This window comes from Acinetobacter soli, from assembly GCF_000760595.1.
Lineage (GTDB): Bacteria > Pseudomonadota > Gammaproteobacteria > Pseudomonadales > Moraxellaceae > Acinetobacter > Acinetobacter soli.
In genome coordinates, this window is sequence record NZ_BBNM01000004.1 from 127,069 (window position 1) to 150,920 (window position 23,852).

Sequence of the window (23,852 nt, forward strand, 5' to 3'; positions counted from 1 at the left end):
CAAAATATCATGACTTATCGCTTTAAAATACGTTCAATTACTCGCATCATTACTCCCGCTTAATACTTGCGTTTAAAGTCACCCGCTTTTATAGCCGCATCCGCTTACTAAATCAATTTGACGAATTATATGTAACTTGCAGAAAAGTTTCTATTTTTGTTTGAGCTTTTGACTAAAAAATAAGTGAGTTGGTACTTTATCATATCGATAATTTTATGAAGTTCTGTTAAAGTTTCACCGGAAGCTAAGTCCTATTTTTAAGTTTAACTTGATTTAAAATGACGATGAATTGGCTTCTTTTTTATATCCTGAGCATTTCAAGGTCTTCATTAAAATTATCAAAGGAAGCTTTATGTTAGTACTTGAGCCCCAACATGTTCACATGCATCAACATGCTGGTGATAAAGCAGAAGCGCTACAATGTTTAATAAATATTCTGGTTGAAGACCAACTCGTAACTGCTGAATATCTTTCTGGACTAGAGGCACGTGAAAAGCAAAGCGCGACATATTTGGGTCAAGGGATTGCGATTCCACATGGAACACCACAATCACGAGAATTTATTTTAAACACAGGTGTTCGTTTAGCACATTTTCCAGACGGCGTTGTCTGGGACGGTGAAAATGTTATTTACTTGGCTGTGGTTATTGCAGCAAAATCAGATGAACATTTGCAGGTTTTACAAATTCTGACGCGTGCGTTGAGTAAAGATGTACATGAGTTGGTTAAGTCTGCTACAACAGCAGAACAGATTATCGAAATTTTACAAGCACAGCCCCAATCATTGGTCTTGCATGAAAATTTAATTCAAACCGATACACAGGTTGACGATATCGAAGACTTCTTCTGGAATGCAAGTAAGCTTCTCAAACAACAAAAATTGGTTGAACCTGGTTTTATTAGTCAACTTAATCCTAAAAATACGATTCAAATTCAAGATGATCTTTGGTCAATTTCAGGTTCAGGTTATGTAAAACAACCTGCCGTGAGTATTGTGAAAGCTAAACAACCATTGGCTTTTCAAGGCAGTACCATCAAAACCCTGATTTGTATTGCTGAAAATGAACAGCTCGATACACAACAATTTAACCGCTTGATGGATGTGCTGTTTCAACCACAAGTACAACAACAGCTAGACGATGAGCAATCTAGCAATCAAATTGCCAAACTTGTTGGTGCAGAAACGATTCCAGACTGGCCTTCACGCAATATTCTACTTGCCAATGCCCATGGTTTACATGCACGCCCGGCAACACAACTGGTGAACCTAACCAAAACCTTTAGTGGTGATCTTCAGGTATCAGTAGATGGTGGTAGTTTTGTTTCTGCAAAAAGCCTGACTAAACTCCTGTCTTTGGGTTGTCAACGTGGTCAACGCCTAACCTTTATTGCAGAACCTGATACAGATGCAATTTTGGCACTCGATCAGATTGTCGAGGCTGTACGTGATGGTTTAGGTGAAGAGGTTGAGCCAATTGAAGAAAATCTGTTTTTAAATTCAGCACTTGATCAGGACAGCTCGGCTGAAACCGAACAGTATGAAATTACCCATTGCGGTATTGCAGCCTCTTCTGGTTTAGCATTTGGCCCTGCGCATGTCATTAAGCCGAAAAAATTTAATTACGATCGTTATGCAGGCAGTTTAAAAGAAGAAAAAGAAAAGCTTGAAATTGCAATTCGTACGGTTAAAAACACCATTCACCAATACATTTCAAAATCTGCATCGAAAGACATCAAGCAAATTTTTCTTGCTCACCTTGAAATGCTTGATGACCCAGATCTGATTCAACAAGTTCATTTGGCGTTAAATCACAATTTAAGTGCGGCCGCTGCATGGCATGAACATATTGAAAAAGCAGCCAAGGCACAAGAAGGCTTGAAGGATAAACTGCTTGCAGAACGTGCTGCTGATTTGCGTGATATCGGCGATAAGGTTTTGGCCATTTTGTGTAATGAGCCTGAAGTGGAAGAGCCAGAACAGCCTTATATCCTGATTATGCATGATGTAGGTCCGAGCGATGTTGCCCGCCTAAACAAAGACCGTGTCGCAGGTATTCTGACATCGATTGGTGGTGCAAGTGCCCACAGTGCCATTGTCGCTCGTGCTTTAGGTATTCCGGCTGTTGTGGGTGCAGGTGATGCTGTACTGAACATTGATTCGCATGCAGTTGTACTCATTAACGGTGACACAGGTGAATTCGAAGTGAATCCTTCACCTGAACAGATTGAACATGCAATTCGTGAACGCGAAGTACAGCGTCTACGCCGTGAAGAAGCTGAAAAATCTGCACACGAGCCAGCGATTACCACAGACCAGCATCAAATCGAAATTGCTGCCAATGTTGGAAAAATTGTCGATACGGCTAAAGCTGTTCAAAACGGCGCAGAAGCCATTGGCTTATTGCGAACTGAACTGGTGTTTATGTCGCATAACAGCGCACCAGATGAATTAGCTCAAGAAAAAGATTACCGTCATGTACTTGATGCACTCGAAGGCCGTCCACTTGTCGTTCGTACACTTGATGTAGGTGGAGACAAGCCACTTCCATACTTACCGATTGCAGCCGAAGAAAATCCGTTTTTGGGATTACGCGGTATTCGTTTGACTTTACGCAAACCAACATTACTGCGTCAGCAATTAATTGCATTGCTTAAATCGGCAGATAATCGCCCACTGCGCATTATGTTTCCAATGGTTGGTCGAGTTGAAGAATGGCGCGCTGCTAAAGGCATCTTAGACGAAGTACTACAGCAGTATCCGTGTGAAAACCTTGAAGTCGGCATCATGATTGAGGTTCCTTCCGCAGCGCTCTTGACCCCTATTTTAGCTAAAGAGGTCGACTTCTTTAGTATCGGTACAAATGACTTAACGCAATACACCATGGCAATTGACCGTGGTCATCCGATTTTATCGGCTGAAGCAGACGGACTTCACCCAAGTATCCTGCTTTTAATTGATCAAACGGTACGTGCTGCACATGCAAATAACAAATGGGTGGGTATTTGTGGTGAACTTGCCGCAGATCCTAAAGCTGTACCCATTTTAATGGGACTTGGTGTTGATGAGCTCAGTATGTCAATTTCTAGCATTCCACTGGTTAAGGCTCAAGTGCGCCACTTAAATTATGCTGAGTGTCAAAAACTCGCGCAAAAAGCATTGCTTTGCGATAGTGCGACTGCAGTTCGTGAATTGGCGGAATAATAACCCATGGCAAAAATTTTAACTATTACTCTAAATCCAGCTATTGATATCACTATCGAACTTGAAACACTTCATGTCGGTGCAGTCAATCGTCAGCAGCATGTACAACTACATGCTGCAGGTAAAGGATTAAATGTTGCACAGGTCTTACATGATTTGGGGCATGATGTCATTGTTTCGGGCTTCTTAGGGGTAAGAAATCGAGAGATTTTTGATCGCCACTTTGAAGAAATGCACTTTGAAAATCAGTTTATCTATATTCCGGGCGAAACACGCCAGAATGTCAAAATTGCAGAATACTCTGGCCGCATGACAGATATTAATGGTAAAGGTTTTCTGGTTTCCGAAAGTGATAAGCAACGCTTGATGCTTCAGATTCATCAGGCTGCTCAAGAAGTCGAATGCGTTGTCATTGGTGGAAGTTTGCCACAAGGATTTTCAGTAGACGATTTAAAAGCATTGATGGATATGTTGCAAAAAGCCAATAAACTGGTCGCAATTGATACCAGTGGTGAAGCACTTGTCGCCGCGATTTCAATGCATCCTTGGATGATCAAACCCAATACCGATGAACTTGAAGAAAGTTATGGTAAGAAGCTCACCGAACTGTCTGAACAAATCGAATTGTTTAAAGCGCTCGATAGCCGTATTGAGCATGTTGTGATTTCGATGGGTGAAGACGGCGTGCACTGGCTCAACCCTGCTCAAGCATTAAAATCGTTGCCGCCTAAAGTAGAAGTGAAAAGTACAGTAGGTGCAGGTGATTCATTGTTGGCAGGAATGATACATGGTTTGGTCAGCAAGCTCTCTGCCGAAGAAACACTTCAAACGGCAACTGCAATTGCAAGTAATGCTGTGAGCCAAATTGGCTTTCGCGTACCAACAGAAGAAAAGCTGTTGAATCTTAAACAACAAACCACTATCAAATCATTGAGTTAATCTGATGCAGACAGTTCAATCCCTCTTATTTGTGATCAATAGTACGCAGCAGTACGTCAATGCTTCGATTTTGGCAAAAAAGTTGACTCAATCTGCAAACAAATTGGGCTATACCAGCACGACTATTGCATCAAAAGATGACATTCCACAGCATAATGTCGATGTTGTGGTGTTTCTGGGTGATCTACCGAGTAATGTTGCTGCGTACCCTGCAAACTTGGTCGCACAAATTCGTTTGGATGATGCCACAAAGAATACAGATGAATTACTCAGTCATGCCTTAAACAATGCTCAAGCTGCAAGTGAGTCTGCCTCACTCACAGCTTCAACTGGCAATCAGGCAAAACGCTTTGTTGCAATCACAGCTTGCCCAACGGGTGTAGCGCACACCTTTATGGCTGCTGAGGCTTTACAACAAGGTGCGACCAAGCACGACTATATCATTGATGTTGAAACCCAAGGCTCTGTTGGCGCAAAAAACATTCTGACAGCAGAAGCGATTGAAGCGGCCGACATTGTCATTTTGGCAACAGATATTGAAGTGAATACCGACCGCTTTGTGGGCAAACGCGTTTATCGTTGCAGCACAGGCTTTGCCTTAAAACAAACTGACAAGGCGTTTCAACAAGCGATTAGCGAAGCTAAGGTTCTTGAATCGTCCAAGCAAGCTGCAACCGCAGCGTCTGGCTCAGCGACAAAAGAAAAGGCTGGCGTGTACAAACACCTACTGACAGGTGTTTCTTTCATGCTACCTATGGTGGTTGCGGGTGGCTTGCTTATCGCACTATCGCTATGTTTTGGTTTAAATGCTGCTGAACAAAGCGGAAGTTTAGCTTATATTTTGAAGCAAATTGGTGTAACAGCCTTTACACTCATGGTGCCGATGTTGTCTGGCTATATTGCCTATTCAATTGCCGACCGCCCAGGCTTAACACCAGGACTGATTGGTGGCTTATTGGCGACCCAGTTGCAAGCAGGTTTTTTAGGCGGGATTGTTTCAGGTTTCCTTGCTGGTTATATCGCGTTGTTTTTGGCCAAAAAAATCAAGTTGCCAACCAGCCTTGAGTCATTAAAACCAATCCTCATTGTTCCATTATTGGGAACATTGTCGGTTGGTTTGATCATGTACTATGTTGTGGGTAGTCCGGTTGCTCAAATCTTTGAAATGATGAAAGACTTCCTGAACAACATGGGTACAACCAACGCTGTGTTGATGGGAATTGTTTTGGCATCGATGATGTGTATCGATTTGGGTGGGCCAATCAACAAAGCAGCTTATGCTTTTACTGTAGGCCTTTTAACCACCAATACGTATATGCCAATGGCTGCCACAATGGCGGGCGGTATGGTACCTGCACTCGGAATGGCGCTGGCTACATTCTTTGCGAAAAATAAATTTAATACGGGCGAACGCGATGCCGGTAAGGCTGCATTTGTTTTGGGCTTGTGTTTTATTTCTGAAGGTGCAATTCCATTTGCAGCAAAAGATCCGATGCGAGTAATTCCAACCTGTATCGCTGGTGGTGCAGTCACAGGTGCGCTTGTTGCACTATTTCATTGCGAGCTGGTTACACCGCATGGTGGCGTATTTGTATTGCTGATTCCAAATGCAATCAACCACGCGTGGCTGTATCTCATTGCGATTGCTGCAGGCAGCTTAGTAACAGGTCTGAGCTACGCTTTACTCAAGCGCCGTGAAACAGCACCTTTGGTTGCACAGAAAGCTTAAGTTATACGTGTTATAAAAAAGAGAGGTTATCCTCTCTTTTTTTATGTCCTGATTTTTTGATTCGTCACGAATAAGCGAAATTGTCTGGATTTGTCATAAAGAATTAGTTATAAGTGATTTTTAAGCTTTAATATGAATACTCAGCAAAACGCTTATGACATCTTTAGAACAATCTCTTGCTGAAATTCCAGCCTTCGCACCTATCCATGCACATCTTTTTAGTTCTGGTCAGCCAAGCGCTGAACAGCTTAAGTGTATTAAAGAATATGGCTTTAGTACCGTCATTAATCTGGCCTTAAATGATGCTGATCCACACTTAAATCATGAAGATCGAATCTGTCTCGAACTTGGGCTCAATTATATCCATTTGCCTATGTTATGGGATATGCCAAATGCTGAACAAGGCTTGTTAATTTTAGACCTGATTGATCATCTTGTCGGTAATGAAATGGTCTGGATTCATTGTGCTAAAAATTATCGGGTCAGTTGTTTGATGTACCTATATCGTCAATATTATATGGATATTGATATTTCAGAGGCCCAAACACAACTTGAAGAAGTGTGGCAACCCAACGAAACTTGGACGGGCATTATTCACAGTATTGCTTTACAGCTTCAAGGCCGTAAAGCAACACGCGATATTCAAAATACCATGAATCAATCCGATCATTTTACCTGATGCGAGATCAATACGGTTGCTGTAGCCAGAATACCTTCCTGACGTCCCGTAAAACCTAGCTGTTCGGTTGTAGTGGCCTTGATACTGATCTGCGTCACATCAACCTCCAAAACATCAGCAATACTCTGACGCATGTCAAGATTATGCTTGGCTAGCTTAGGTCGCTCACAGGCAACCGTGATATCCGCATTATTGAGTACATAGCCACGATCCAAAATAAGCTGATAGACATGTTTAAGCAATACTCGGCTATCCGCACCTTTAAATGCTGGATCTGTATCTGGAAAGTGCTGACCAATATCGCCTAATGCCAATGCTCCTAAAAGTGCATCGGACAATGCATGTAACACGACATCACCATCTGAATGCGCTTTTAAGCCATGTGAATGCGGAATCTTGACTCCAGCCAGTGTGACATGATCGCCCTCTTCAAAGGCATGCACATCTAATCCCTGGCCAATTCGAACTTGTACAACCACTATTCATTCCTTCTATAAATAAACAACTCATCTTGTATTCTGGCTTGCGGTTTCGCTATAGTACGTGAAGCAAAGTCAAATGAAAGTATAAGCGATCATGCCGTTTAATACAGATAGATTTCCTTTAAAAAACGTAGCTTATGTTCTAATGATTGGTGGATGGTGTACATTTGCCCAAGCTTTTCCATTGAGCAATTGTGATGCAAAATCTGATACACCGCTTGAGGGAAAGATCTGCTCAGGTACGTTTAAAAGCTCACGCCAAGCACTCGACAGCAAATTTTTAACCGCTTATCTGGTTTCAGATGCACCGGTTCAGTTGCTCAAAGACACTCACACCTTGTGGCTGAATCAAACCAAACTTTGCAAAACCTCTCAATGTATCAAGCAACAATTTGATGTTCGCTCCGATGAACTCAATACTTATACATCTTTAAATCAAACGCTTACACAGCATTTTCTCAAATATGACAATGGAACATTAGCCACATCGCCAGTTCATTTACAAGTTCATCAATTAAGCAAAGATAAAATCAAGATTGAAGGAATTGCATATCGAAATCCGAACAATCGATCTGAAACCCAAACTGTGCCTTTTTTAGCTTATACCTCACCTGAGAAGAAAAATCAGATTGTCGATAACGAGCACGACTGTGCGTATACATTTAATTTTCAAAAAAGCCTTTTAGTTGTTAAAACCGAGCAAAAAGGCTGTGAGCGTTTTACAGGTATTTATCGGCTTTACGATTAAATCGGCATACACCTGAATGCATGCCGTGCGTATATGCTTAGGCAGGAACCTTCATCGCAATTTCTTGACTAATCATGGAAGCAGTTGCGGCCGAAAGTGTCCATCCTAAATGGCCATGTCCAGTGTTGTAAAATACACGTGGATGTCTGCCCTGTTTTACAACCGGCATCATGTTGGGCATCATAGGTCTTAAGCCTGCCCAAGGCACTACATGTTCGGTGGAAAGATCAAAGTTTTCATTCACCCAGTTAATTAAAGGTTGAATACGATCTGCCCGAATATCTCGGTTATAGCCATTAAATTCGGCAGTCCCGGCTACACGTAAGCGATCTTCTCCTAAGCGTGATGTCACGATCTTGGCACGCTCATCGAGTAAACTCACCCAAGGCGCGTTGGCAATGCTTTTCGTATCTTTCAAATGCACCGTAATCGAATATCCTTTGACTGGGTATACATTTACTCGATCGCCCAGCATATGTGCAAGCTGATAACTTCCCACACCACCACAGACAATAATACCGTCGGCCTCAATACAAAGCTCTTCTTTTGATAGTTGCGACATGTTTTCATCACTTGGCAAACACGTTACACGAACCATATGCTCATTTAACTGAACATCTTTGACATCCCAACCAAACTGGTAATTCACGCCATACGTTTTTGAGCGCTCGGCCAACCCCACACTAAATTTATGAATGTCGCCTGTTGCATCTCCAGGCGTGTAATACCCACCAAAATATTCACCTGCCAAAGTCGGCTCAATCTGCTTCATTTGTTGAGGCGTGACACCATAGCGCTCAAGCTGACCTTTAACCAGCAGATCATTCACATTTTTGGCAACGATATAGTCCGATTCATTGTGATAAATGTGCAAAATACCGCGCTTTTCCAGATTAAAATCAATATTTTCATCTTTAGCAATTTCAAACAGGCGTTGGCGGGCTAAAAGTGCCAATCGTACTGTATCGATGGTGTTTTTTTCATAATTTTTGATTTGCGATAAAAACTCAAATAGCCAACTATATTTATGCAAATTAAATGAAGGATTTAACAGTAACGGTGCATCTTTGTGAGACATCCATTTGATGCCCTTGGCCACTGTAGATTTTTGATTCCAGACTTCTGCATTACACGCTGAAAGTTGTCCACCATTGGCAAATGATGTTTCCATGGCTGGAAACAAATGTCGGTCAATCACCGTGACCTGATACCCCAATTTTGCCAGCTCATAGGCCGATGTAACACCTGTAATACCCGCACCAATCACAATAATATGAGACATAATTGCTCCTTTGAAATGTTACAACATTTCAGAAGTTGCCCCATCTGTCATGGTACCTGAGAGCTTCGATGCGACTAGATTTACCATAAATCTGTCGACCATCCCCTTCGGTGAGTATACTAAGATACTTCTCTCCAGATTACTTATCGATCACTACAGTCCTTTTGCCTGAGAGTTTCCGGGGTCGTTGCTCCTTCGGCGTATCCTAAAAGGACATCTCTCCTGCAATAATCGTTATGTTTATAAAAGCAATGTATATGCCAATTCAGTATAAAATCAACTTATTATCGTTAATGAATTGTAGTGTATAAAAAAAGCGCCTGTATCTTTTCAAATACAAGCGCTTTAAAAAATATTGACTCAAATCAACTCTGCCGCTGTGCATTTAGAATCAGGCGAGCAAGTTGTAAATCCTCTGAATAAGTAATTTTAATGTTATCAGAACGCCCTTGAACCACATCTACAGTTTCACCCATATATTCTAATGCGCTTGCTTCATCTGTGATCGGAATTTGATTCATTAAAGCGTACTCAATACAACGCTTTAAAATACCCAGCTTTGCCATTTGTGGTGTTTGTGCCTGCCAGAGGAAACTCCGATCAACAGTTTTCTCAATTTTAGGCTGTTGTTGTACTCGTTTAAGCGTATCTCTGACAGGCGTTGCCAAAATGGCATGTACATCATGCGCTGTACAATGTGTCATTAGTGCCTCTAGGTTGGGCAAGCTCACACATGGACGAGCAGCATCATGCACCAAAACATAGTCATCTTCTGAAGCAAAGCGCAAAAGATGATTCAGCGCATTTAATACTGAGTCGGCTCGTTCTTTCCCGCCCAAACAAAAATGTGCTTTATGGCGATTCTTTAAAGGAAGTGTCTGGGCAATATTGTCATCTTGACCAATCGCCAAAACATAACCATCGAGGGGTAAGCCATTTAATCGATCAACTGTGTGTTCTAAAACAGTTTTATCATCAATCAACTGGTATTGTTTTAACTCGGTTTTAGAAAAACGCGACCCGCTTCCAGCAGCAGGAATAATTGCCCATAACTTAGTCTGGAATGTCGGGTGTTGGTGGGGTTTCATTGGTTTGCATATCTACTTTAGCATTTGGATCGATATAAATCGGCTTGTACTGGGTACTAATCGTACTCATTTGAACAAAGGTTTCATGAGGCTTAATTAAACCCAAATCGAGACGTGCATGTTCTTCAATCGCCTCTGTGCCATTTTTCAGATCATAGACTTCAGCAGCAAGAATTCGATTTCGCTCTTTTAATTCTTGATTGATTTCAGCTTGTTGAGCAATTTGCTGTGTTAAGGCTTGATGCGGAAAATAACCACCCTCACCCCACCAGAAACTGTACTGAAGACCTGCAACCAAAATGATGACAAGCCCCAATATAAGTTTGCTCGAAGTAGACTTAAAAACTTCTAACATAGTCTTGAGCACTTCAATTAAAACATCCTTTAATGTTTTGTATGATATAACAATTTGAAACTTGGCATGCACAATTGTGGCCAAATCTAAATAAAAAAATTAAAAGCCAATCATAACGTTATTGACCTTTTTGACGCGTCTCATTTTGTCAAAGTTCATCTCAATTGAAAAGGGTCTATCGGGTATGATTTGAGTAATCTACTCAAAACTAAGGCAACTTTCTGCTATTAATTTTATGCTATTTTTTGCAATTCTTCTGGATGCTTTAAATGTAATTCAGCCACTTTTCATTGCTCAATAGAGAAATATAGTCAGTTTCCGGACTCTTTAAATTAGCAACTCATTTCAAAAACTGTTGTGCCGTGTATGAATCACTAAATGTGAAAATATCACTCTAAAATAAAAAAGGTGCTATTAAACATAGCACCTTTTATTGCCTGCAAATCTCTTCAATTCAAGACTGATGATGATTTGCAATTACATTCAAAGCTTAATTTAAACCTTTGAATTCCGCCTTACCACGGTAAGCCGCTTTAGTTAACTCTTCAATACGAAGCAACTGGTTGTATTTTGATACACGATCAGAACGGCACAATGAACCTGTTTTGATTTGACCCGCAGCAGTACCTACTGCAAGATCTGCAATAGTTGAATCTTCAGTTTCACCTGAACGGTGTGAAATCACTGTAGAATAACCATTGTCTTTCGCTAAATAGATTGCATCTAGCGTTTCAGTCAACGTACCAATTTGGTTGTACTTGATTAAGATAGAGTTACCTACTTTCTCATTGATACCACGTTGAAGGATTTTTGGATTGGTCACAAACAGGTCATCACCCACCAACTGGATTTTGTCACCCAGAATCGATGTCAAGTAAGACCAACCTTCCCAATCAGACTCATCTAAACCATCTTCAATAGAGATAATTGGATACTGGTTTACAAGACCTGCTAAATAGTCAGAGAACTGGTTGCTTGTGAATGCTTTATTGCCTTCACCAGCCAAGATGTACTGACCATTTTTATAAAATTCTGAAGATGCACAGTCAAGTGCAAGCATGATGTCAGAACCCGCCTTGTAGCCAGTTTGACCAATCGCTTCAAGAATAACAGTGATTGCCTCTTCGTTAGAACGCAAGTTTGGAGCAAAACCACCTTCATCACCCACAGCAGTGTTTAAACCTTTTTTGTTTAAAACTGATTTTAGAGAATGGAAGATTTCAGCACCTGCACGCAATGCTTCAGAGAATGAAGTGAAGCCAACAGGTTCAATCATAAACTCTTGAATATCAACGTTATTGTCTGCATGCGAACCACCATTGATGATGTTCATCATAGGTACAGGCATCGTCAAGATGGTTTGACCACGTAAGTCTGCGATGTATTGGAAAAGAGGGATTTTCTTTTCATCGGCAGCAGCGCGTGCAGCAGCTAGTGATACCGCCAAAGTTGCATTCGCACCTAATTTTTCTTTATTTTCAGTACCATCAAGCTCGATCATCGTGTTATCGATGTCTTTTTGTTCAAATACTGATTTGCCCACTAAAGCGTCACGGATAACAGTGTTGACGTTATTCACCGCAGTTTTAACGCCCTTACCCAAATAGCGTGCTTTATCGCCATCACGAAGTTCTAACGCTTCACGAGAACCAGTTGAAGCACCAGATGGTGCACATGCACGACCAACTACGCCAGATGCTAAGATTACGTCTGCTTCGATGGTCGGGTTACCACGAGAGTCCAAAATTTCACGTGCACGAATGTCAACGATTTGGCTCATGAACAATTCCTCAATTGAATGAAAAATAAGATGCAATCATTTGCATCAATCAGTATTTAACTTTTTGAATCCTTTAACTAAAGTATCCAATTCTTTTAATTGTGCCAAGAAAGGCTCAAGCTGTGATAGGCGTAACGCACAAGGACCATCACATTTGGCTTTTTCAGGATCTGGATGTGCTTCTAAGAACAATCCAGCCAATCCAGTCGCCATCCCTGCGCGAGCTAATGTCGTAATTTGTGCACGGCGTCCACCTGCCGAGTCAGCTCGACCACCAGGTGTTTGAAGTGCATGCGTGACATCAAAAAATACTGGCACATTCATCTCTTTCATGGTGTCGAAACCAAGCATATCGACAACAAGATTATTGTAGCCAAAAGAGGTTCCACGCTCACATAAAATCAGCTTGTCATTGCCCGCTTCAAGGCACTTGTTCAAGATATGATTCATTTCACGCGGCGACAAGAATTGTGCTTTTTTAATATTAATAATGGCTTGAGTTTTTGCCATTGCCTCAACCAGATCCGTTTGACGGCTCAAGAATGCAGGCAATTGAATAATATCGGCAACCTCTGCAACAGGAGCAGCCTGATACGGTTCATGCACATCGGTAATAATTGGAACATTAAAATGTTTTTTAATTTCACCGAGCCATTCAATACCTTTTTCGAGGCCAGGACCACGAAACGAATGTAGGCTTGAACGGTTTGCTTTATCAAAACTTGCTTTAAAAACGTAAGGGATTTCAAGGCGTTTGCAGATATCTACATAGGTTTCTGCAATTTCAAATGCAAGATCTTTCGACTCAAGTACATTCATTCCGCCAAATAATACAAATGGCAAATGATTTGCCATTTGTATATCGCCTAAACGTACAATCTCTTGGGGTTTTAATTGTGACATTTAAACAGTCCTAGTTTATGCGTCGTATTATTTCGTTTTAAGGTGCTGTTTTTTCGCAGCATCGATAAAGCTAGCAAATAATGGATGTCCATCACGTGGCGAACTTGTAAATTCAGGATGGAATTGTACAGCAATAAACCAAGGATGTTCAGGAATTTCGACTGTTTCAACCAAATGTTGCGCAGTTGAATAGCCCGAAATTTTCATACCCGCTTTTTCAATTGGCTCAATAAAGCGGTCGTTCATTTCATAGCGGTGACGATGACGCTCTACAATCTCAGCCTTACCATACACCTGACGTGTTTTAGTGCCTTCGACCAGTTCAGATTTTTGTGCACCCAAACGCATGGTTCCACCAAGATCCGACTCAACGCTGCGCTGTTGAAGTTCACCACGCTCGTCTAACCACTCTGTGATCAGACCAATGATTGGGAACTTGGTCGAACGGTTAAATTCAGTCGATGTAGCTTCTGCCAAACCTGCAACATTACGTGCGTATTCAATTACCGCAAGCTGCATGCCCAAGCAGATTCCTAAAAATGGAATACCTTGCTCACGCGCATACTTAATCGCCAACATCTTGCCTTCTGTTCCACGCTCACCAAAACCACCCGGTACAAGGATAGCGTCAGCCGTAGACAAAATAGAGATATCTTGGGTTTCAAGCGTTTCTGCATCGACATAGTCGATCTGAACTTTTACGCGATTTTGAATACCCGCATGAAGTAAAGCTTCATTGACAGACTTATAAGCATCTGGAAGTTCAACGTATTTACCTACCATTGCGACACGAACAATGTATTCAGGGTTAAATAACGCTTCACATACCTGATCCCAATCTGAAAGATCAGCTTGTGGCAAATCGTTGTAGCCGAAACGCTCACAGATGAGGTCGTCTACTTTTTGCTCGTAGAAGTTACGCGGAATTTGATAGATGGTTTTCGCATCTTTACAGACCACAACCGCACGTGCTTCAACATTGGTAAACAATGCGATTTTACGTTTGGTGTCGGCATCTACGTCATGCTCTGTACGGCAGATCAAAATATCCGGTTGAATACCAATTGACAATAATTCTTTCACAGAATGTTGAGTTGGTTTGGTTTTCAACTCTGCTGCTGAACGAATATATGGGAGGAGTGTCAAATGCATCAACATCGTACGCTTATGGCCAAGTTCGACCATTAACTGACGTACAGATTCCATAAATGGTAAAGATTCGATATCACCAACCGTACCACCGATTTCGACAATCGCGACATCATAGCCTTCACCGGCTGCAAGAACACGTTCTTTGATGTTATCGGTAATATGTGGAATAACTTGAACCGTACCACCTAAGTAATCGCCACGACGTTCTTTATTTAAAACGTCTTGATAAACACGACCACTGGTGAAGTTGTTCAATTTGGTCATTTTCGCACGACGTAAGAAACGTTCGTAATAGCCCAAATCTAAATCTGTTTCGGCACCATCTTCAGTAACAAAAACTTCACCGTGTTGGAATGGACTCATTGTCCCCGGATCAACATTAATATATGGATCCATTTTTACCATGGTTACTTTTAAACCACGGGCTTCTAAAAGTGCAGCAACTGAAGCAGCTGAAATACCTTTACCTAGTGATGAAACAACACCACCAGTTACGAAAATAAAATGGGTCATTGGGTTTCTCGTACAATCGAGCCTAAATCGGCATGCAATGCTGGGCAATTTTACTTTACTCTGCACCTATAAAGCAAAGTCATTCAGCATCAAATGTTAGAACAATAAACAATTGGCTATTCTAGCAGCATTTTTATCGGAAAATTAGACTTTGTAACGAGGATTTTCATAGCGATTTTTATTGTTATAATAGGCGCACCTATTTCTAGATTTAATTTGTACACACATGAATAAAAAATTCTTAATTTGTGGATTGATTGCTGCTGGCTTATTTTTAACGGCTTGTTCAAAAAAAGAACAACCAAAAGATGAAAATCAGTCTCAAATGGAAACAAGCTCTCAGGAGCAGCAACCAACTGAGCTTAAACCGCTTCAAGAGGCACAAAGCCAACAGTCGACCACAGAACAGACCGTCGTAATTGAGCGGATGGAAACACCAAATACCACAACAGAGATTCGTCGTGAGCAGCACCATGCCGCAAAACCTGTTGAAACGCCAGTGAAAGAAGAACCAAAAGCCGAACCGAAAACGGAAGTTTCAACGGCGAATACGGAAGAACAGCCAGCTCGTTCAACCACCAAACAAAACCGTAGTGAAGATGATGCGGTGGCGGATGCGATTGCAGCAGCAACACCTGCCCTCAAAAACTAATTGCGTTTTGCGCAGTAAAAGATGCCCGTTAAGGATTACTTGCGGGCTTTTTTTTAGATGTATATAACAAAACTTAGTGTTGGTAATTCGTGTTTAATTTGTTGATTATATGAAATTTTATCTCTAAAAAAATTCTAAATAGACTTTATCTTTTAGACAGTATGTTAAGCTAAAAACGTAATTTAAGTTTTAAAAAGAGTAATAAAGGAGAATAATATGAGCTACCAACACATTCTTGTTCCCGTTGATGATTCGGAACTTTCAGAAATTGCTACCCGGCATGCACTTTTTATTGCTCAAGCTTTTGGCAGTCGAGTTACAGTCATGAGTGTTGTGGCAGTCGATCCATTTGTTGGTGTCGATTTTTATAAGGTAGCCCCCGCGATTACCAATCACTTCATGGATGCCGAAGCACATGCTCAAAAGCATCTTGAGCAGATTCAGCAACAGTTTCTCGCACATCAAATCGACACAGACGTTAAAATCATTCGTGAAGAACCAACTGCGACTGGCATTTTGAATATTGCCGATGAAGTAAATGCCGATCTGATTATTATGGGTTCTCACGGCCGATCAGGGCTGAAAAAATTTGTTTTAGGTAGTGTCGCACAAAAAGTCGCCAGTGAAAGTGTGGTCCCTGTGATGATTGTAAAAAAATAATTTTTTGTTCAAACTTATAAAAGCGCTGATCAATTCAGGGCTTTTTCATTTTTGTCGTTTTAATTCGGCATCGTGCCATTGTTGAAATGGCACATGTAAAGTGACCATACCTGAACCAATCGCATGATTTAAATCTTTATTGATTTTGACCTGAGATTTATTCATTTGCATTACATCTGGGCGATAATCCAGATTGTATGATTCATTCAACAACAAAAGGATGGCATTTAAGTGATTCAACCTGCTGTGTAAGCATGCTTTATTACGCTCTCCTTGTTCAGGATTGGCATTGAGCAAACCCAATTGTGCGCTATCTGATGCAATCTTTCCAATTTGATGACATTCCTCAGAAAGTTTTAACAGCAAAAACTGTAGATGATTCATCTGACCTCCAAAAAATTAATCACTAAGATAATTGTTGAAAGTGCATCCTATCGACAACAGCGCTGCGTCCTAGCTTATGTAACCTGTCACAGTAAAATTGAACATTCCTTTGGCAATGTTGCTATGCCTAATAGCGAAAAATTCATTTCAAAATGGCATATGCTTATAAGTTAAACAAAAAAGTAGTTGAGTCAATTGGTCATTCAATATAAACAACTCTGTATAATGACTGTCAAATTATTAAATATAATGAAACATTTATTCTGAAACCAAGTATAGCTTCGTAAAATATATCTATCTCTTCCTATCCACTATTCGAGTGAATAATTCAGGTCGATAGATTATAAAGGCCACGCAGTCTTATATTTCAAAGATTGCATGACTATTTAATTATTTTTAAAACATTAAAAATAGGTCAAATCAACCACAACTTACCTTTACAATTTTTTTGGTTGAAGGATCGGTAACCACAGTGACACGATTTTCACGATAATCCATGGTCACTGGCTGCCCGGGTGCTATATTGCGCACAATTTGTGCACGTGATACCTGTTTAATCTGTTCATCAGTCAAACCCGACTGTCCAACAAGCTTTTGGGCTTCATCTGGCATACAGTTTTTTTGTTGAGAACGAAATAATGCCCACTCCTCAACGACTTGTCCATTTGGCAAGTGGCAATAACCCGTTTGCCCTTCTGGTCCATTGCGAATTTCCAGCTTTCCTTTTTGCTCAACACAATACTGGCTGGCCGGATTAGGCATACCGATTTTTGGCATTTTTTCACCTGAATGCGGATAAGACGAACATGCTGCTAATGGCAGCATTAAAGCAGCCCATAAAATATTCTTTTTCATTGAATAATATCCTTTTGAATAAAAGTCGTTGTTGTTTATGAAAATCCAGCTTTCAAATTACAATGGGACCTCACAAGAATGGAAGTCCCGTTTATCATTTCACTGACAACTGATACGATTAGACACTCAAAATACTATTGAGTGTCTCCTTTACGTTCTTGGATTTAACTTTAGGTTGTAGTGCTTGAAGTGCTTCTTTTACACGCGTTTTATGCGGCTCGGCCAAGGTGTACCAGCGAGATAATACTTGTAAGAGGCGTGAGCCTAAAATCGGATTTTTTTCGTCAAAATACTGAGCCAAATCGATATAGTGCTCTACCCCATAACTCCATGCATTGACAGGATTATTACTCAAACCACCACTCACCGAGCGTACACGGTTTGGTGTTCCCAAATCATAATCAGGATGCTGAGTAAGTGTACGAATGGTCTCTGCTGTAGCATTAGGATTCGCCGCCTGAATCATAAACCACTGATCAAGCGATAGCGCCTCATCCTTATAACGATTATAAAAGTCATCAAGTGCCTGCTGTGCCTGAGGCGCATCATTCCAGACCAGTACGCGTAACGCACCTAAACGCTCTGACATGTTGCCAGTTGTTTGATACTGGGTATAAGCGAGCTCGAACACCTCATCATCACCTTGGCGCGCCATCATGCTGAGCATGATATTTTTAAGCGCACGCTCTCCCATTGCTTGAGAGAAATCGTGTTGTAGTGCTGGATTTAACGCTAAATAGGTTTCTTTCCAGAACCCATTTAATGCACGTGCTAGGGTTTCTAAAACAGAATTACGCTTTTCCTGCACTTGCTCAGGCTGATAATCGTGATCGATACGACTTCCCAAATAACCCTCTGTTGGAACATCAAAAAGTCGTGACGCCAATAATGGATCCTGACGTACTAGCGTAGGTAACGTTTTTTGAATGGCGTCGATATAAGGCTCAACCGAGTGTTCCTGCAATAAAATGCGCTCAAGTAAGGTTTGACTCGCCTGCCACTGATTAAATCCATTGGTTTCGTGCTGAATTAAAAATGCCAGCTCTTCATCGGTATAATTAAAGACCAGATTCACCGGTGCAGAAAAGTTACGTAGTAACGAAACGACAGGCGGCTGATCGACACCTGAAAACTCAATACTTGCGTGATCTTGATCAAATAAATACACACCGTCTTTCACCTGATTTTCAAACAAATCTGGACTATTTAAGGTGTATTGTTCACCTGTTTGCGGGTTAAACAGCGCCAAAGCAACAGGAATAGGCACGGCCTTTAAATTTGGATATTTAGGATGCGCTTTAAGACTTTGTTTAAAGTTCAAACGATAGATGCGCTGATCAGGGTGATATTCGCTCTCAACTTCGAGCTTTGGTGTTCCCGGCTGGTTGTACCAGATCAAAAAGGCGGATAAATCGACACCCGATCCAGCTGAAAGTGCATCAATCCAGTCTTCAACCGTAACTGCTTGACCATCGAAGCGCTTAAAATACTCATCGGTGCCTTGGCGGAACTTTTCTTTGCCAAGAAGTGTCGCCATCATTCGATTAATTTCGGCACCTTTTTCATACACCGTAGCGGTGTAAAAGTTATTAATTTCCACAAAATGATCTGGACGTGGTGGATGCGAAAGTGGGCCAGCATCTTCTGGAAATTGATGCGCTTTGAGTACCGCGACATCGTCAATGCGTTGTACCGCAGCAGATTGAAGGTCTTCAGAAAATGACTGATCTCTAAAAACGGTTAAACCTTCTTTAAGGCACAACTGGAACCAGTCACGACAAGTAATACGGTTTCCAGTCCAGTTATGAAAGTATTCGTGTGCAATCACGGACTGTACACGCATAATCGCGGCATCGGTGGTGTATTCTTCATCGGCCAGCACACAAGAGGTATTAAAAATATTTAAGCCTTTGTTTTCCATAGCCCCCATGTTGAACTGGCTGACCGCTACAATCATATAATTGTCTAAGTCGTATGGACGGCCATAGTGCTCTTCATCCCAACGCATAGAATGCTTGAGTGCTTCCATGGCAATTTTGCATTTTGGAATATCCTTTTCGATAGCATATATTTCAAGTGCAACATCGCGGCCTTCGGAAGTCGTATATCGATCCTTCAGTACAGCCAAATCACCAATCACACAGGCAAATAAATAACTTGGTTTTTTAGTTGGATCTTGCCAGATGGCAAAGTGACGGTCTTCACCCACGGTACCCGTTTCAAGCAAGTTACCGTTAGCCAGTAATACAGGATATTTTTTATCGGCTTCAACACGTGTAGTGAATACTGACAATACATCTGGACGGTCAGGATAAAAGGTAATTTTGCGGAAACCTTCTGGTTCATTTTGCGTGACAAACAAATCGCCAGCTTTGTATAGACCTTCTAGCTGGGTATTACTTTCTGGATGAATCACCACTTGGGTTTCAAGTGTGAGTTGATCTGGTGCATTGGTAATCACCAATTGCTCATCATCAAGCGTGTAATCTTCACTGTTAAGCGACTCGCCATTTAATTTAATCGATACCAGTTCAAGATCACGACCCAATAGTACCAAATCACCAGCAGCATTTCGTTTCATCACCAGTGTAGAAAACACGTGCGTATGATCATCGTGTACCTGAATATCAAGGTTGATCGAATCGACCAAGAAAGATGGCTGTTGATAATCTTTAAGATAAACCGTTTGATCTGCCGAAATATGAGGGTTTGCCGCAATATTCATATATTTTCCTATTTTGCCCTTATGCATGGCATCAGTCATTATTGTGTATGCATTTGATCATACGCCAACTTAATCAATGTGTCTGCGAAGTTTCAATTTAAAATTAAGATGCGTCTTATCGAATTATTTTTCAATTGTAAGTACGTACAAATGCTCAAAAAACGTTTTGTTTGGCTTGAGTTTTTTAGCTCTTTCTTTTGCTTTGTTTAATTTTGGCTGAAAGTAAGACAATCTATTTCATTGTAACGCCGACTTACATTTTTAAGTTTCGATTACATTTTGTGCACGTTTTTTGCTTGTATTAGCAAGACCAAGTTGGCCAATATAAAATACATAATGTCGAAGAGGTGATCGATATGGAACTCACACAACACTTACATCGCGTTGAAAATATCAAAGCCATTCATGATTTGCACAGGGCTGGCGTTTGTCCCAATGTTATTGCGGTGTTCATGACCGCAGAAGGAATTGAACTTAGCGCACAAGATGTCACAGCCATTGTGAATACTTACGATGCTTTGGGTAAAGAAAAAGCACCTTCGCGCAAGGTCAAAGCCCTTATTGCAGCCAAAAAACTTGGCCAACACGACGAATCTTTGCCCTGCCCTGTTTAAATTTATATAAAGTAGAAGGCTCAAAGATTTAACTTTGAGCCTTTTTTGTGTGTTCTATTTATAGAGAGCTTTGATCTGATCATTTGATCTGTAAATCTGGATGTCGCAATTTGAACAGACGCGATATAATTCAACTCTCGTTCTTTACCTGAGTGTTATTTTGAATATTCTGCAAAAACAACTTGATGAAAGTAGTCAGTGCCCACTGTGCCAAGCCGCTATGTTTTGGGTTGAGGCAGAAGAGTATGAGCAGGATGTTCAATTTCAAGAATGCAGCCACTGTCAGCATCGTGTATTTCAAGATCACAAGCGTGTGTGTCATTGCATAAGCTGTACCGAACAACGCAAAAAAATGATTAAACAAGCTCGTCAGCAAGAGCAGAAAAAAAACCAGATTAAAGATGACAAAGTGTTCAATCTTGAAGACTTGAGCTTGATGCATAAACTGTTTTTGTTGGCTTTACTAGATGATCATGTGCAGGAAAATATTCCGCACGATGAATTTGTACATTGGCATGCCATTAAGTACCACAGCATCAGCCCACATTATCTTTTCAACAATGCATTGTATAAAGAGCTGCTGCATTTAGGTATTTTGGTTATTCCTGAACATCTTGATGAACAACAACAGATTGCTTATTTAAGGGTTCGACTCGATGGCTACTCCGACCCTAGCTTGTTTAGTGTCGTACAACAGCTCAGACATTGGTTTTATGAAAATCTAAGTATGGGAATTCCTTATAAAACGACAGAAGACGTCAAAAACGTATTGTTTGAATTGCTGTATCAAGAAATTGTGCAATTTATGCAAATGTACTGTCGCACATGGAATATACAAATTGCAGGCAACCGTCATTTCCAGCAATTTTGTTATAAACTTCTTGATGGTTTGGCAGTGGGCCAGATTTACTATCTGATCCAGACTGCATTAGAGTATTTGTATACCCAAAAAGCGCTTCAGCCACGTAATGAAAGCTTCATCAATACGAATTTACTAAAAAAAACGCTAGAACAATATCGAGAGCGTGCCATTACAGAACGATGGGAAACCTCAACTTTACCTCGGCCCATGAATTTACCTTTAAGTAAAATGAGTCAGATATTTTTGTATCGGTTTTTATCTTATGATGAACGCATCTTTATACAACCGATATGGAAAGCATGGCGCAAGATTGAGCCGCGCCTTAACTTTTTTTCTTTAAAACGGTGTATGAATTGTGGTTCAAACGACCTTGAGGTCGATTATGATGCGACAGATTATGTGTCGTTAATTTGCCGAAACTGCAAACATCAAGATCATTATTTTACCAAGTAAGCTTTTTCTTTTTAGGGGTCAACCATGTATAACTCATGCAACATTATTGAACATGTTATTGATACTTGGGAAAAATTACAGGCACAAGCACCGCTGGTACAATGTATTACCAATAGCGTGGCAGCCAACTATGCGGCAAATGTTTTGCTGGCAGCGGGTGCCTCACCTGCAATGATTGACAATCCATTTGAGGCTGAGAGTTTTACCCAAATTAGTGGCGCACTTAGCATCAATACTGGTACCCCGACCACAGAGCAGATGCAGGCCATGATGATTTCGGCTCAAACGGCGCACAAACATCACATTCCTTGGGTGCTCGATCCTGTAGGATACGGGCCAATTCTCAAATGGCGAAGTGACGCTGTCGATGCGCTATTACAGTATCACCCCTCGGTTATTCGCGGTAATGCCTCTGAAATTAGTGCCCTTGCAGGGCGCCTGACCCAATCTAAAGGTGTAGATAGTACCCTCAAAAGCGATGAAATGTTTCATCACGCCCAGCACCTTTTAACTAAAACCAGTTGTGTGGCGATTTCAGGTGAAACCGATTATATCTTGTCAAATGCAATGACCTGCATTGTCAAAATTCAAGGTGGTAGCCATTTACAGCCACGCATCACTGCAACAGGTTGTGCACTTGGTGCTTTAGTCGCAGCATACTGTGCTGTTGCACCTGTTCATTTGGCGGCAATTACTGCGCATGTGCATTTTGCAATTGCTGGAAAGCTTGCTTTTGATCAAGCCCAAACGGTGGGGAGTTTTAATATTATGTTTATGGATTATATCCATATGCTCGATGCAAACTTAATTGAACAGTATGCGCGTATTGAATTAATTTCTGATGATTGAAAATCTCAGTTCTATATTTTTAAAATATCTAGAGACGATTTTAATCGTCCCTAGATAGGTTTATTTCAGTAGCAAATAAATATCGGTGACCAAATCAGCTTCTTTCACTTCATGTACAAAATTATGATAATGAAAGAATACTGGATAATCGCCCGCTTCTTCCTGTTGCGCTGGTAACCAGTTTCTAAATAAAAAATAGACGCTATCACGTATATGATCATGACTTCCCAAATGCCGAACAATAGCATAGCGTCCCGCGGGAATTTCACTCATTTCGATGCCTTCATGATTAGGATCAATCGGCTTAGTGATTGATCCTGCAATATCGAAGCGAAATTCTTGTTCAGGCGTCTGCTCAGGATCCGAAAAAGGAATACCATAGGTTGCCGATGTTTTAACGGGAGACAACCCTGTTCTTTTACGCCATTCGATAAACTTGGCTGCAGTTTCAAATACTTTTTCAGGTGAACCTTGATGAGAAATATAAGCGATCTTCTCGACAGGTCGTTCAATAATGGTAACGTTCATTTCTAGCTCACTTTTAGGGGTGAAATAAACAAACTTCCTGTGCCAATTTTGCCAGTTTGGCTCAACTCTAAAGACACTGGGCGTTTGATCAAATGAACGTTTAAATGCTCTTGCAAATGCTTCTGGACTATCAAAACCAGCATCTAAAGCAATCTCGATCACTTTTACTTCTGGTTTAAATACAAGCTGAAATGATGCGCGTTTTAATCGCAACATTTGCGTATATTTCATTACATTCATGCCCAGATGTGCATAAAAAATACGATGAAAATGAAATCTGGATAATCCAGCAACTTCACTCAATTGTTGTAAATTTAAAGATTCATCCAAATGTTGTTGAATGTAATCACACACGCGTTTTAATTTCAGATCATAAGCCGTCATAGCTTTAATACATGTTCATTTGATAGATATATTA

The 23,852-nt window shown here is 40.9% G+C and carries 21 protein-coding genes and 1 riboswitch; of the genes, 10 read left to right on the forward strand and 11 right to left on the reverse strand.

Annotated features, from left to right (window positions below; genetic code table 11):
* Nucleotides 1–352 precede the first annotated feature (352 nt).
* The 4 genes from ptsP (at nt 353) to Aso01_RS06545 (ending at nt 6,549) form a co-directional block, all read left to right on the forward strand.
* Nucleotides 353–3,202: a phosphoenolpyruvate--protein phosphotransferase gene (ptsP, locus tag Aso01_RS06530; RefSeq protein ID WP_004937287.1), complete on the forward strand. Its 2,850-nt coding sequence runs from the start codon at nt 353–355 to the stop codon at nt 3,200–3,202.
* A 6-nt stretch (nt 3,203–3,208) separates the two neighbouring features.
* Nucleotides 3,209–4,141, forward strand: coding sequence for a 1-phosphofructokinase (pfkB, locus tag Aso01_RS06535; protein ID WP_004937284.1), 933 nt, complete (start codon nt 3,209–3,211; stop codon nt 4,139–4,141).
* A 4-nt stretch (nt 4,142–4,145) separates the two neighbouring features.
* On the forward strand, nt 4,146–5,870 hold the full coding sequence (locus Aso01_RS06540) for a fructose-specific PTS transporter subunit EIIC (RefSeq protein WP_004937282.1): 1,725 nt from the start codon (nt 4,146–4,148) through the stop codon (nt 5,868–5,870).
* Between the two features lie 154 nt (nt 5,871–6,024).
* On the forward strand, nt 6,025–6,549 hold the full coding sequence (locus Aso01_RS06545; RefSeq protein ID WP_004937280.1) for a protein tyrosine phosphatase family protein: 525 nt from the start codon (nt 6,025–6,027) through the stop codon (nt 6,547–6,549).
* Here Aso01_RS06545 and ispF read toward each other — a convergent pair.
* Nucleotides 6,537–7,028 (reverse strand): 2-C-methyl-D-erythritol 2,4-cyclodiphosphate synthase, encoded by a 492-nt coding sequence (gene ispF / locus Aso01_RS06550; protein ID WP_004937279.1) that lies wholly within the window; start codon nt 7,026–7,028, stop codon nt 6,537–6,539. The genes Aso01_RS06545 and ispF overlap by 13 nt on opposite strands.
* A 97-nt stretch (nt 7,029–7,125) precedes the next feature.
* Between ispF and Aso01_RS06555 the strand changes: the two genes are divergently transcribed.
* On the forward strand, nt 7,126–7,779 hold the full coding sequence (locus Aso01_RS06555) for an A1S_1983 family putative colistin resistance protein (protein ID WP_004937277.1): 654 nt from the start codon (nt 7,126–7,128) through the stop codon (nt 7,777–7,779).
* 37 nt (nt 7,780–7,816) lie between these two features.
* Here Aso01_RS06555 and Aso01_RS06560 read toward each other — a convergent pair whose 3' ends face one another.
* The 6 genes from Aso01_RS06560 to pyrG all read right to left on the reverse strand — a co-directional run bounded on the left by Aso01_RS06560 (nt 7,817) and on the right by pyrG (nt 14,852).
* Complete coding sequence (locus tag Aso01_RS06560; RefSeq protein ID WP_004937276.1) at nt 7,817–9,061, reverse strand: D-amino acid dehydrogenase; 1,245 nt, start codon at nt 9,059–9,061, stop codon at nt 7,817–7,819.
* A 146-nt stretch (nt 9,062–9,207) separates the two neighbouring features.
* Nucleotides 9,208–9,296, reverse strand: a riboswitch (glycine riboswitch).
* Between the two features lie 130 nt (nt 9,297–9,426).
* Entirely contained in the window at nt 9,427–10,149 is a 723-nt protein-coding gene (ispD, locus tag Aso01_RS06565) for a 2-C-methyl-D-erythritol 4-phosphate cytidylyltransferase (protein WP_004937274.1), read from the reverse strand.
* Nucleotides 10,115–10,504 carry a cell division protein FtsB gene (gene ftsB, locus Aso01_RS06570; RefSeq protein WP_004937272.1) on the reverse strand — a complete coding sequence of 130 codons (390 nt, stop codon included), beginning with the start codon at nt 10,502–10,504 and terminating at the stop codon, nt 10,115–10,117. The genes ispD and ftsB overlap by 35 nt, the downstream gene beginning before the upstream one ends.
* Before the next feature lie 490 nt (nt 10,505–10,994).
* A complete protein-coding gene (gene eno / locus Aso01_RS06575; protein WP_004937269.1) occupies nt 10,995–12,284 on the reverse strand; it encodes a phosphopyruvate hydratase in 1,290 nt (429 codons plus the stop codon).
* Nucleotides 12,285–12,329: 45 nt separating this feature from the next.
* Nucleotides 12,330–13,187 (reverse strand): 3-deoxy-8-phosphooctulonate synthase, encoded by an 858-nt coding sequence (kdsA, locus tag Aso01_RS06580; protein WP_004937268.1) that lies wholly within the window; start codon nt 13,185–13,187, stop codon nt 12,330–12,332.
* A 27-nt stretch (nt 13,188–13,214) separates the two neighbouring features.
* Nucleotides 13,215–14,852: a CTP synthase gene (pyrG, locus tag Aso01_RS06585; RefSeq protein WP_004927357.1), complete on the reverse strand. Its 1,638-nt coding sequence runs from the start codon at nt 14,850–14,852 to the stop codon at nt 13,215–13,217.
* 226 nt (nt 14,853–15,078) lie between these two features.
* Here pyrG and Aso01_RS06590 point away from each other — a divergent pair, with 226 nt between their 5' ends.
* Both Aso01_RS06590 and Aso01_RS06595 read left to right on the forward strand, forming a co-directional pair.
* The gene (locus tag Aso01_RS06590) at nt 15,079–15,504 is read left to right on the forward strand and encodes a hypothetical protein (RefSeq protein WP_004937267.1); all 426 of its coding nucleotides are present in this window, start codon (nt 15,079–15,081) and stop codon (nt 15,502–15,504) included.
* Between the two features lie 216 nt (nt 15,505–15,720).
* Complete coding sequence (locus Aso01_RS06595; RefSeq protein WP_004937265.1) at nt 15,721–16,164, forward strand: universal stress protein; 444 nt, start codon at nt 15,721–15,723, stop codon at nt 16,162–16,164.
* A gap of 45 nt (nt 16,165–16,209) precedes the next feature.
* On the opposite strand, the gene Aso01_RS06600 is transcribed toward Aso01_RS06595, so the two are convergent.
* The 3 genes from Aso01_RS06600 to pepN form a co-directional block, all read right to left on the reverse strand.
* Nucleotides 16,210–16,548, reverse strand: a complete 339-nt coding sequence (locus tag Aso01_RS06600; RefSeq protein ID WP_004937263.1) for a hypothetical protein — start codon at nt 16,546–16,548, stop codon at nt 16,210–16,212.
* 420 nt (nt 16,549–16,968) lie between these two features.
* Nucleotides 16,969–17,403 carry an I78 family peptidase inhibitor gene (locus tag Aso01_RS06605; protein WP_004937262.1) on the reverse strand — a complete coding sequence of 145 codons (435 nt, stop codon included), beginning with the start codon at nt 17,401–17,403 and terminating at the stop codon, nt 16,969–16,971.
* A gap of 118 nt (nt 17,404–17,521) precedes the next feature.
* A complete protein-coding gene (gene pepN / locus Aso01_RS06610; protein ID WP_004937259.1) occupies nt 17,522–20,128 on the reverse strand; it encodes an aminopeptidase N in 2,607 nt (868 codons plus the stop codon).
* Between the two features lie 356 nt (nt 20,129–20,484).
* Between pepN and Aso01_RS06615 the strand changes: the two genes are divergently transcribed.
* From Aso01_RS06615 to thiM, 3 genes are all read left to right on the forward strand, one after another.
* On the forward strand, nt 20,485–20,742 hold the full coding sequence (locus Aso01_RS06615) for a hypothetical protein (protein ID WP_004937257.1): 258 nt from the start codon (nt 20,485–20,487) through the stop codon (nt 20,740–20,742).
* Nucleotides 20,743–20,842: 100 nt separating this feature from the next.
* Nucleotides 20,843–22,057 (forward strand): TFIIB-type zinc ribbon-containing protein, encoded by a 1,215-nt coding sequence (locus Aso01_RS06620; protein ID WP_004937255.1) that lies wholly within the window; start codon nt 20,843–20,845, stop codon nt 22,055–22,057.
* A gap of 24 nt (nt 22,058–22,081) precedes the next feature.
* The gene (gene thiM, locus Aso01_RS06625; protein ID WP_004937253.1) at nt 22,082–22,906 is read left to right on the forward strand and encodes a hydroxyethylthiazole kinase; all 825 of its coding nucleotides are present in this window, start codon (nt 22,082–22,084) and stop codon (nt 22,904–22,906) included.
* A 60-nt stretch (nt 22,907–22,966) separates the two neighbouring features.
* Here the strand turns inward: thiM and Aso01_RS06630 are convergent, their stop codons facing one another.
* Nucleotides 22,967–23,818, reverse strand: a complete 852-nt coding sequence (locus Aso01_RS06630) for an AraC family transcriptional regulator (protein WP_004937251.1) — start codon at nt 23,816–23,818, stop codon at nt 22,967–22,969.
* Between the last annotated feature and the right edge of the window lie 34 nt (nt 23,819–23,852).

Excerpts from the sequence above, each read along its gene's own strand:
- ptsP (WP_004937287.1), top strand. The coding sequence starts at position 353 with ATGTTAGTACTTGAGCCCCAACATGTTCACATGCATCAACATGCTGGT.
- pfkB (WP_004937284.1), top strand. The coding sequence starts at position 3,209 with ATGGCAAAAATTTTAACTATTACTCTAAATCCAGCTATTGATATCACT.
- Aso01_RS06540 (WP_004937282.1), top strand. The coding sequence starts at position 4,146 with ATGCAGACAGTTCAATCCCTCTTATTTGTGATCAATAGTACGCAGCAG.
- Aso01_RS06545 (WP_004937280.1), top strand. The coding sequence starts at position 6,025 with ATGACATCTTTAGAACAATCTCTTGCTGAAATTCCAGCCTTCGCACCT.
- Aso01_RS06555 (WP_004937277.1), top strand. The coding sequence starts at position 7,126 with ATGCCGTTTAATACAGATAGATTTCCTTTAAAAAACGTAGCTTATGTT.
- Aso01_RS06560 (WP_004937276.1), bottom strand. The coding sequence starts at position 9,061 with ATGTCTCATATTATTGTGATTGGTGCGGGTATTACAGGTGTTACATCG.
- ispD (WP_004937274.1), bottom strand. The coding sequence starts at position 10,149 with ATGAAACCCCACCAACACCCGACATTCCAGACTAAGTTATGGGCAATT.
- ftsB (WP_004937272.1), bottom strand. The coding sequence starts at position 10,504 with ATGTTAGAAGTTTTTAAGTCTACTTCGAGCAAACTTATATTGGGGCTT.
- eno (WP_004937269.1), bottom strand. The coding sequence starts at position 12,284 with ATGAGCCAAATCGTTGACATTCGTGCACGTGAAATTTTGGACTCTCGT.
- kdsA (WP_004937268.1), bottom strand. The coding sequence starts at position 13,187 with ATGTCACAATTAAAACCCCAAGAGATTGTACGTTTAGGCGATATACAA.
- pyrG (WP_004927357.1), bottom strand. The coding sequence starts at position 14,852 with ATGACCCATTTTATTTTCGTAACTGGTGGTGTTGTTTCATCACTAGGT.
- Aso01_RS06590 (WP_004937267.1), top strand. The coding sequence starts at position 15,079 with ATGAATAAAAAATTCTTAATTTGTGGATTGATTGCTGCTGGCTTATTT.
- Aso01_RS06595 (WP_004937265.1), top strand. The coding sequence starts at position 15,721 with ATGAGCTACCAACACATTCTTGTTCCCGTTGATGATTCGGAACTTTCA.
- Aso01_RS06600 (WP_004937263.1), bottom strand. The coding sequence starts at position 16,548 with ATGAATCATCTACAGTTTTTGCTGTTAAAACTTTCTGAGGAATGTCAT.
- Aso01_RS06605 (WP_004937262.1), bottom strand. The coding sequence starts at position 17,403 with ATGAAAAAGAATATTTTATGGGCTGCTTTAATGCTGCCATTAGCAGCA.
- pepN (WP_004937259.1), bottom strand. The coding sequence starts at position 20,128 with ATGAATATTGCGGCAAACCCTCATATTTCGGCAGATCAAACGGTTTAT.
- Aso01_RS06615 (WP_004937257.1), top strand. The coding sequence starts at position 20,485 with ATGGAACTCACACAACACTTACATCGCGTTGAAAATATCAAAGCCATT.
- Aso01_RS06620 (WP_004937255.1), top strand. The coding sequence starts at position 20,843 with ATGTCGCAATTTGAACAGACGCGATATAATTCAACTCTCGTTCTTTAC.
- thiM (WP_004937253.1), top strand. The coding sequence starts at position 22,082 with ATGTATAACTCATGCAACATTATTGAACATGTTATTGATACTTGGGAA.
- Aso01_RS06630 (WP_004937251.1), bottom strand. The coding sequence starts at position 23,818 with ATGACGGCTTATGATCTGAAATTAAAACGCGTGTGTGATTACATTCAA.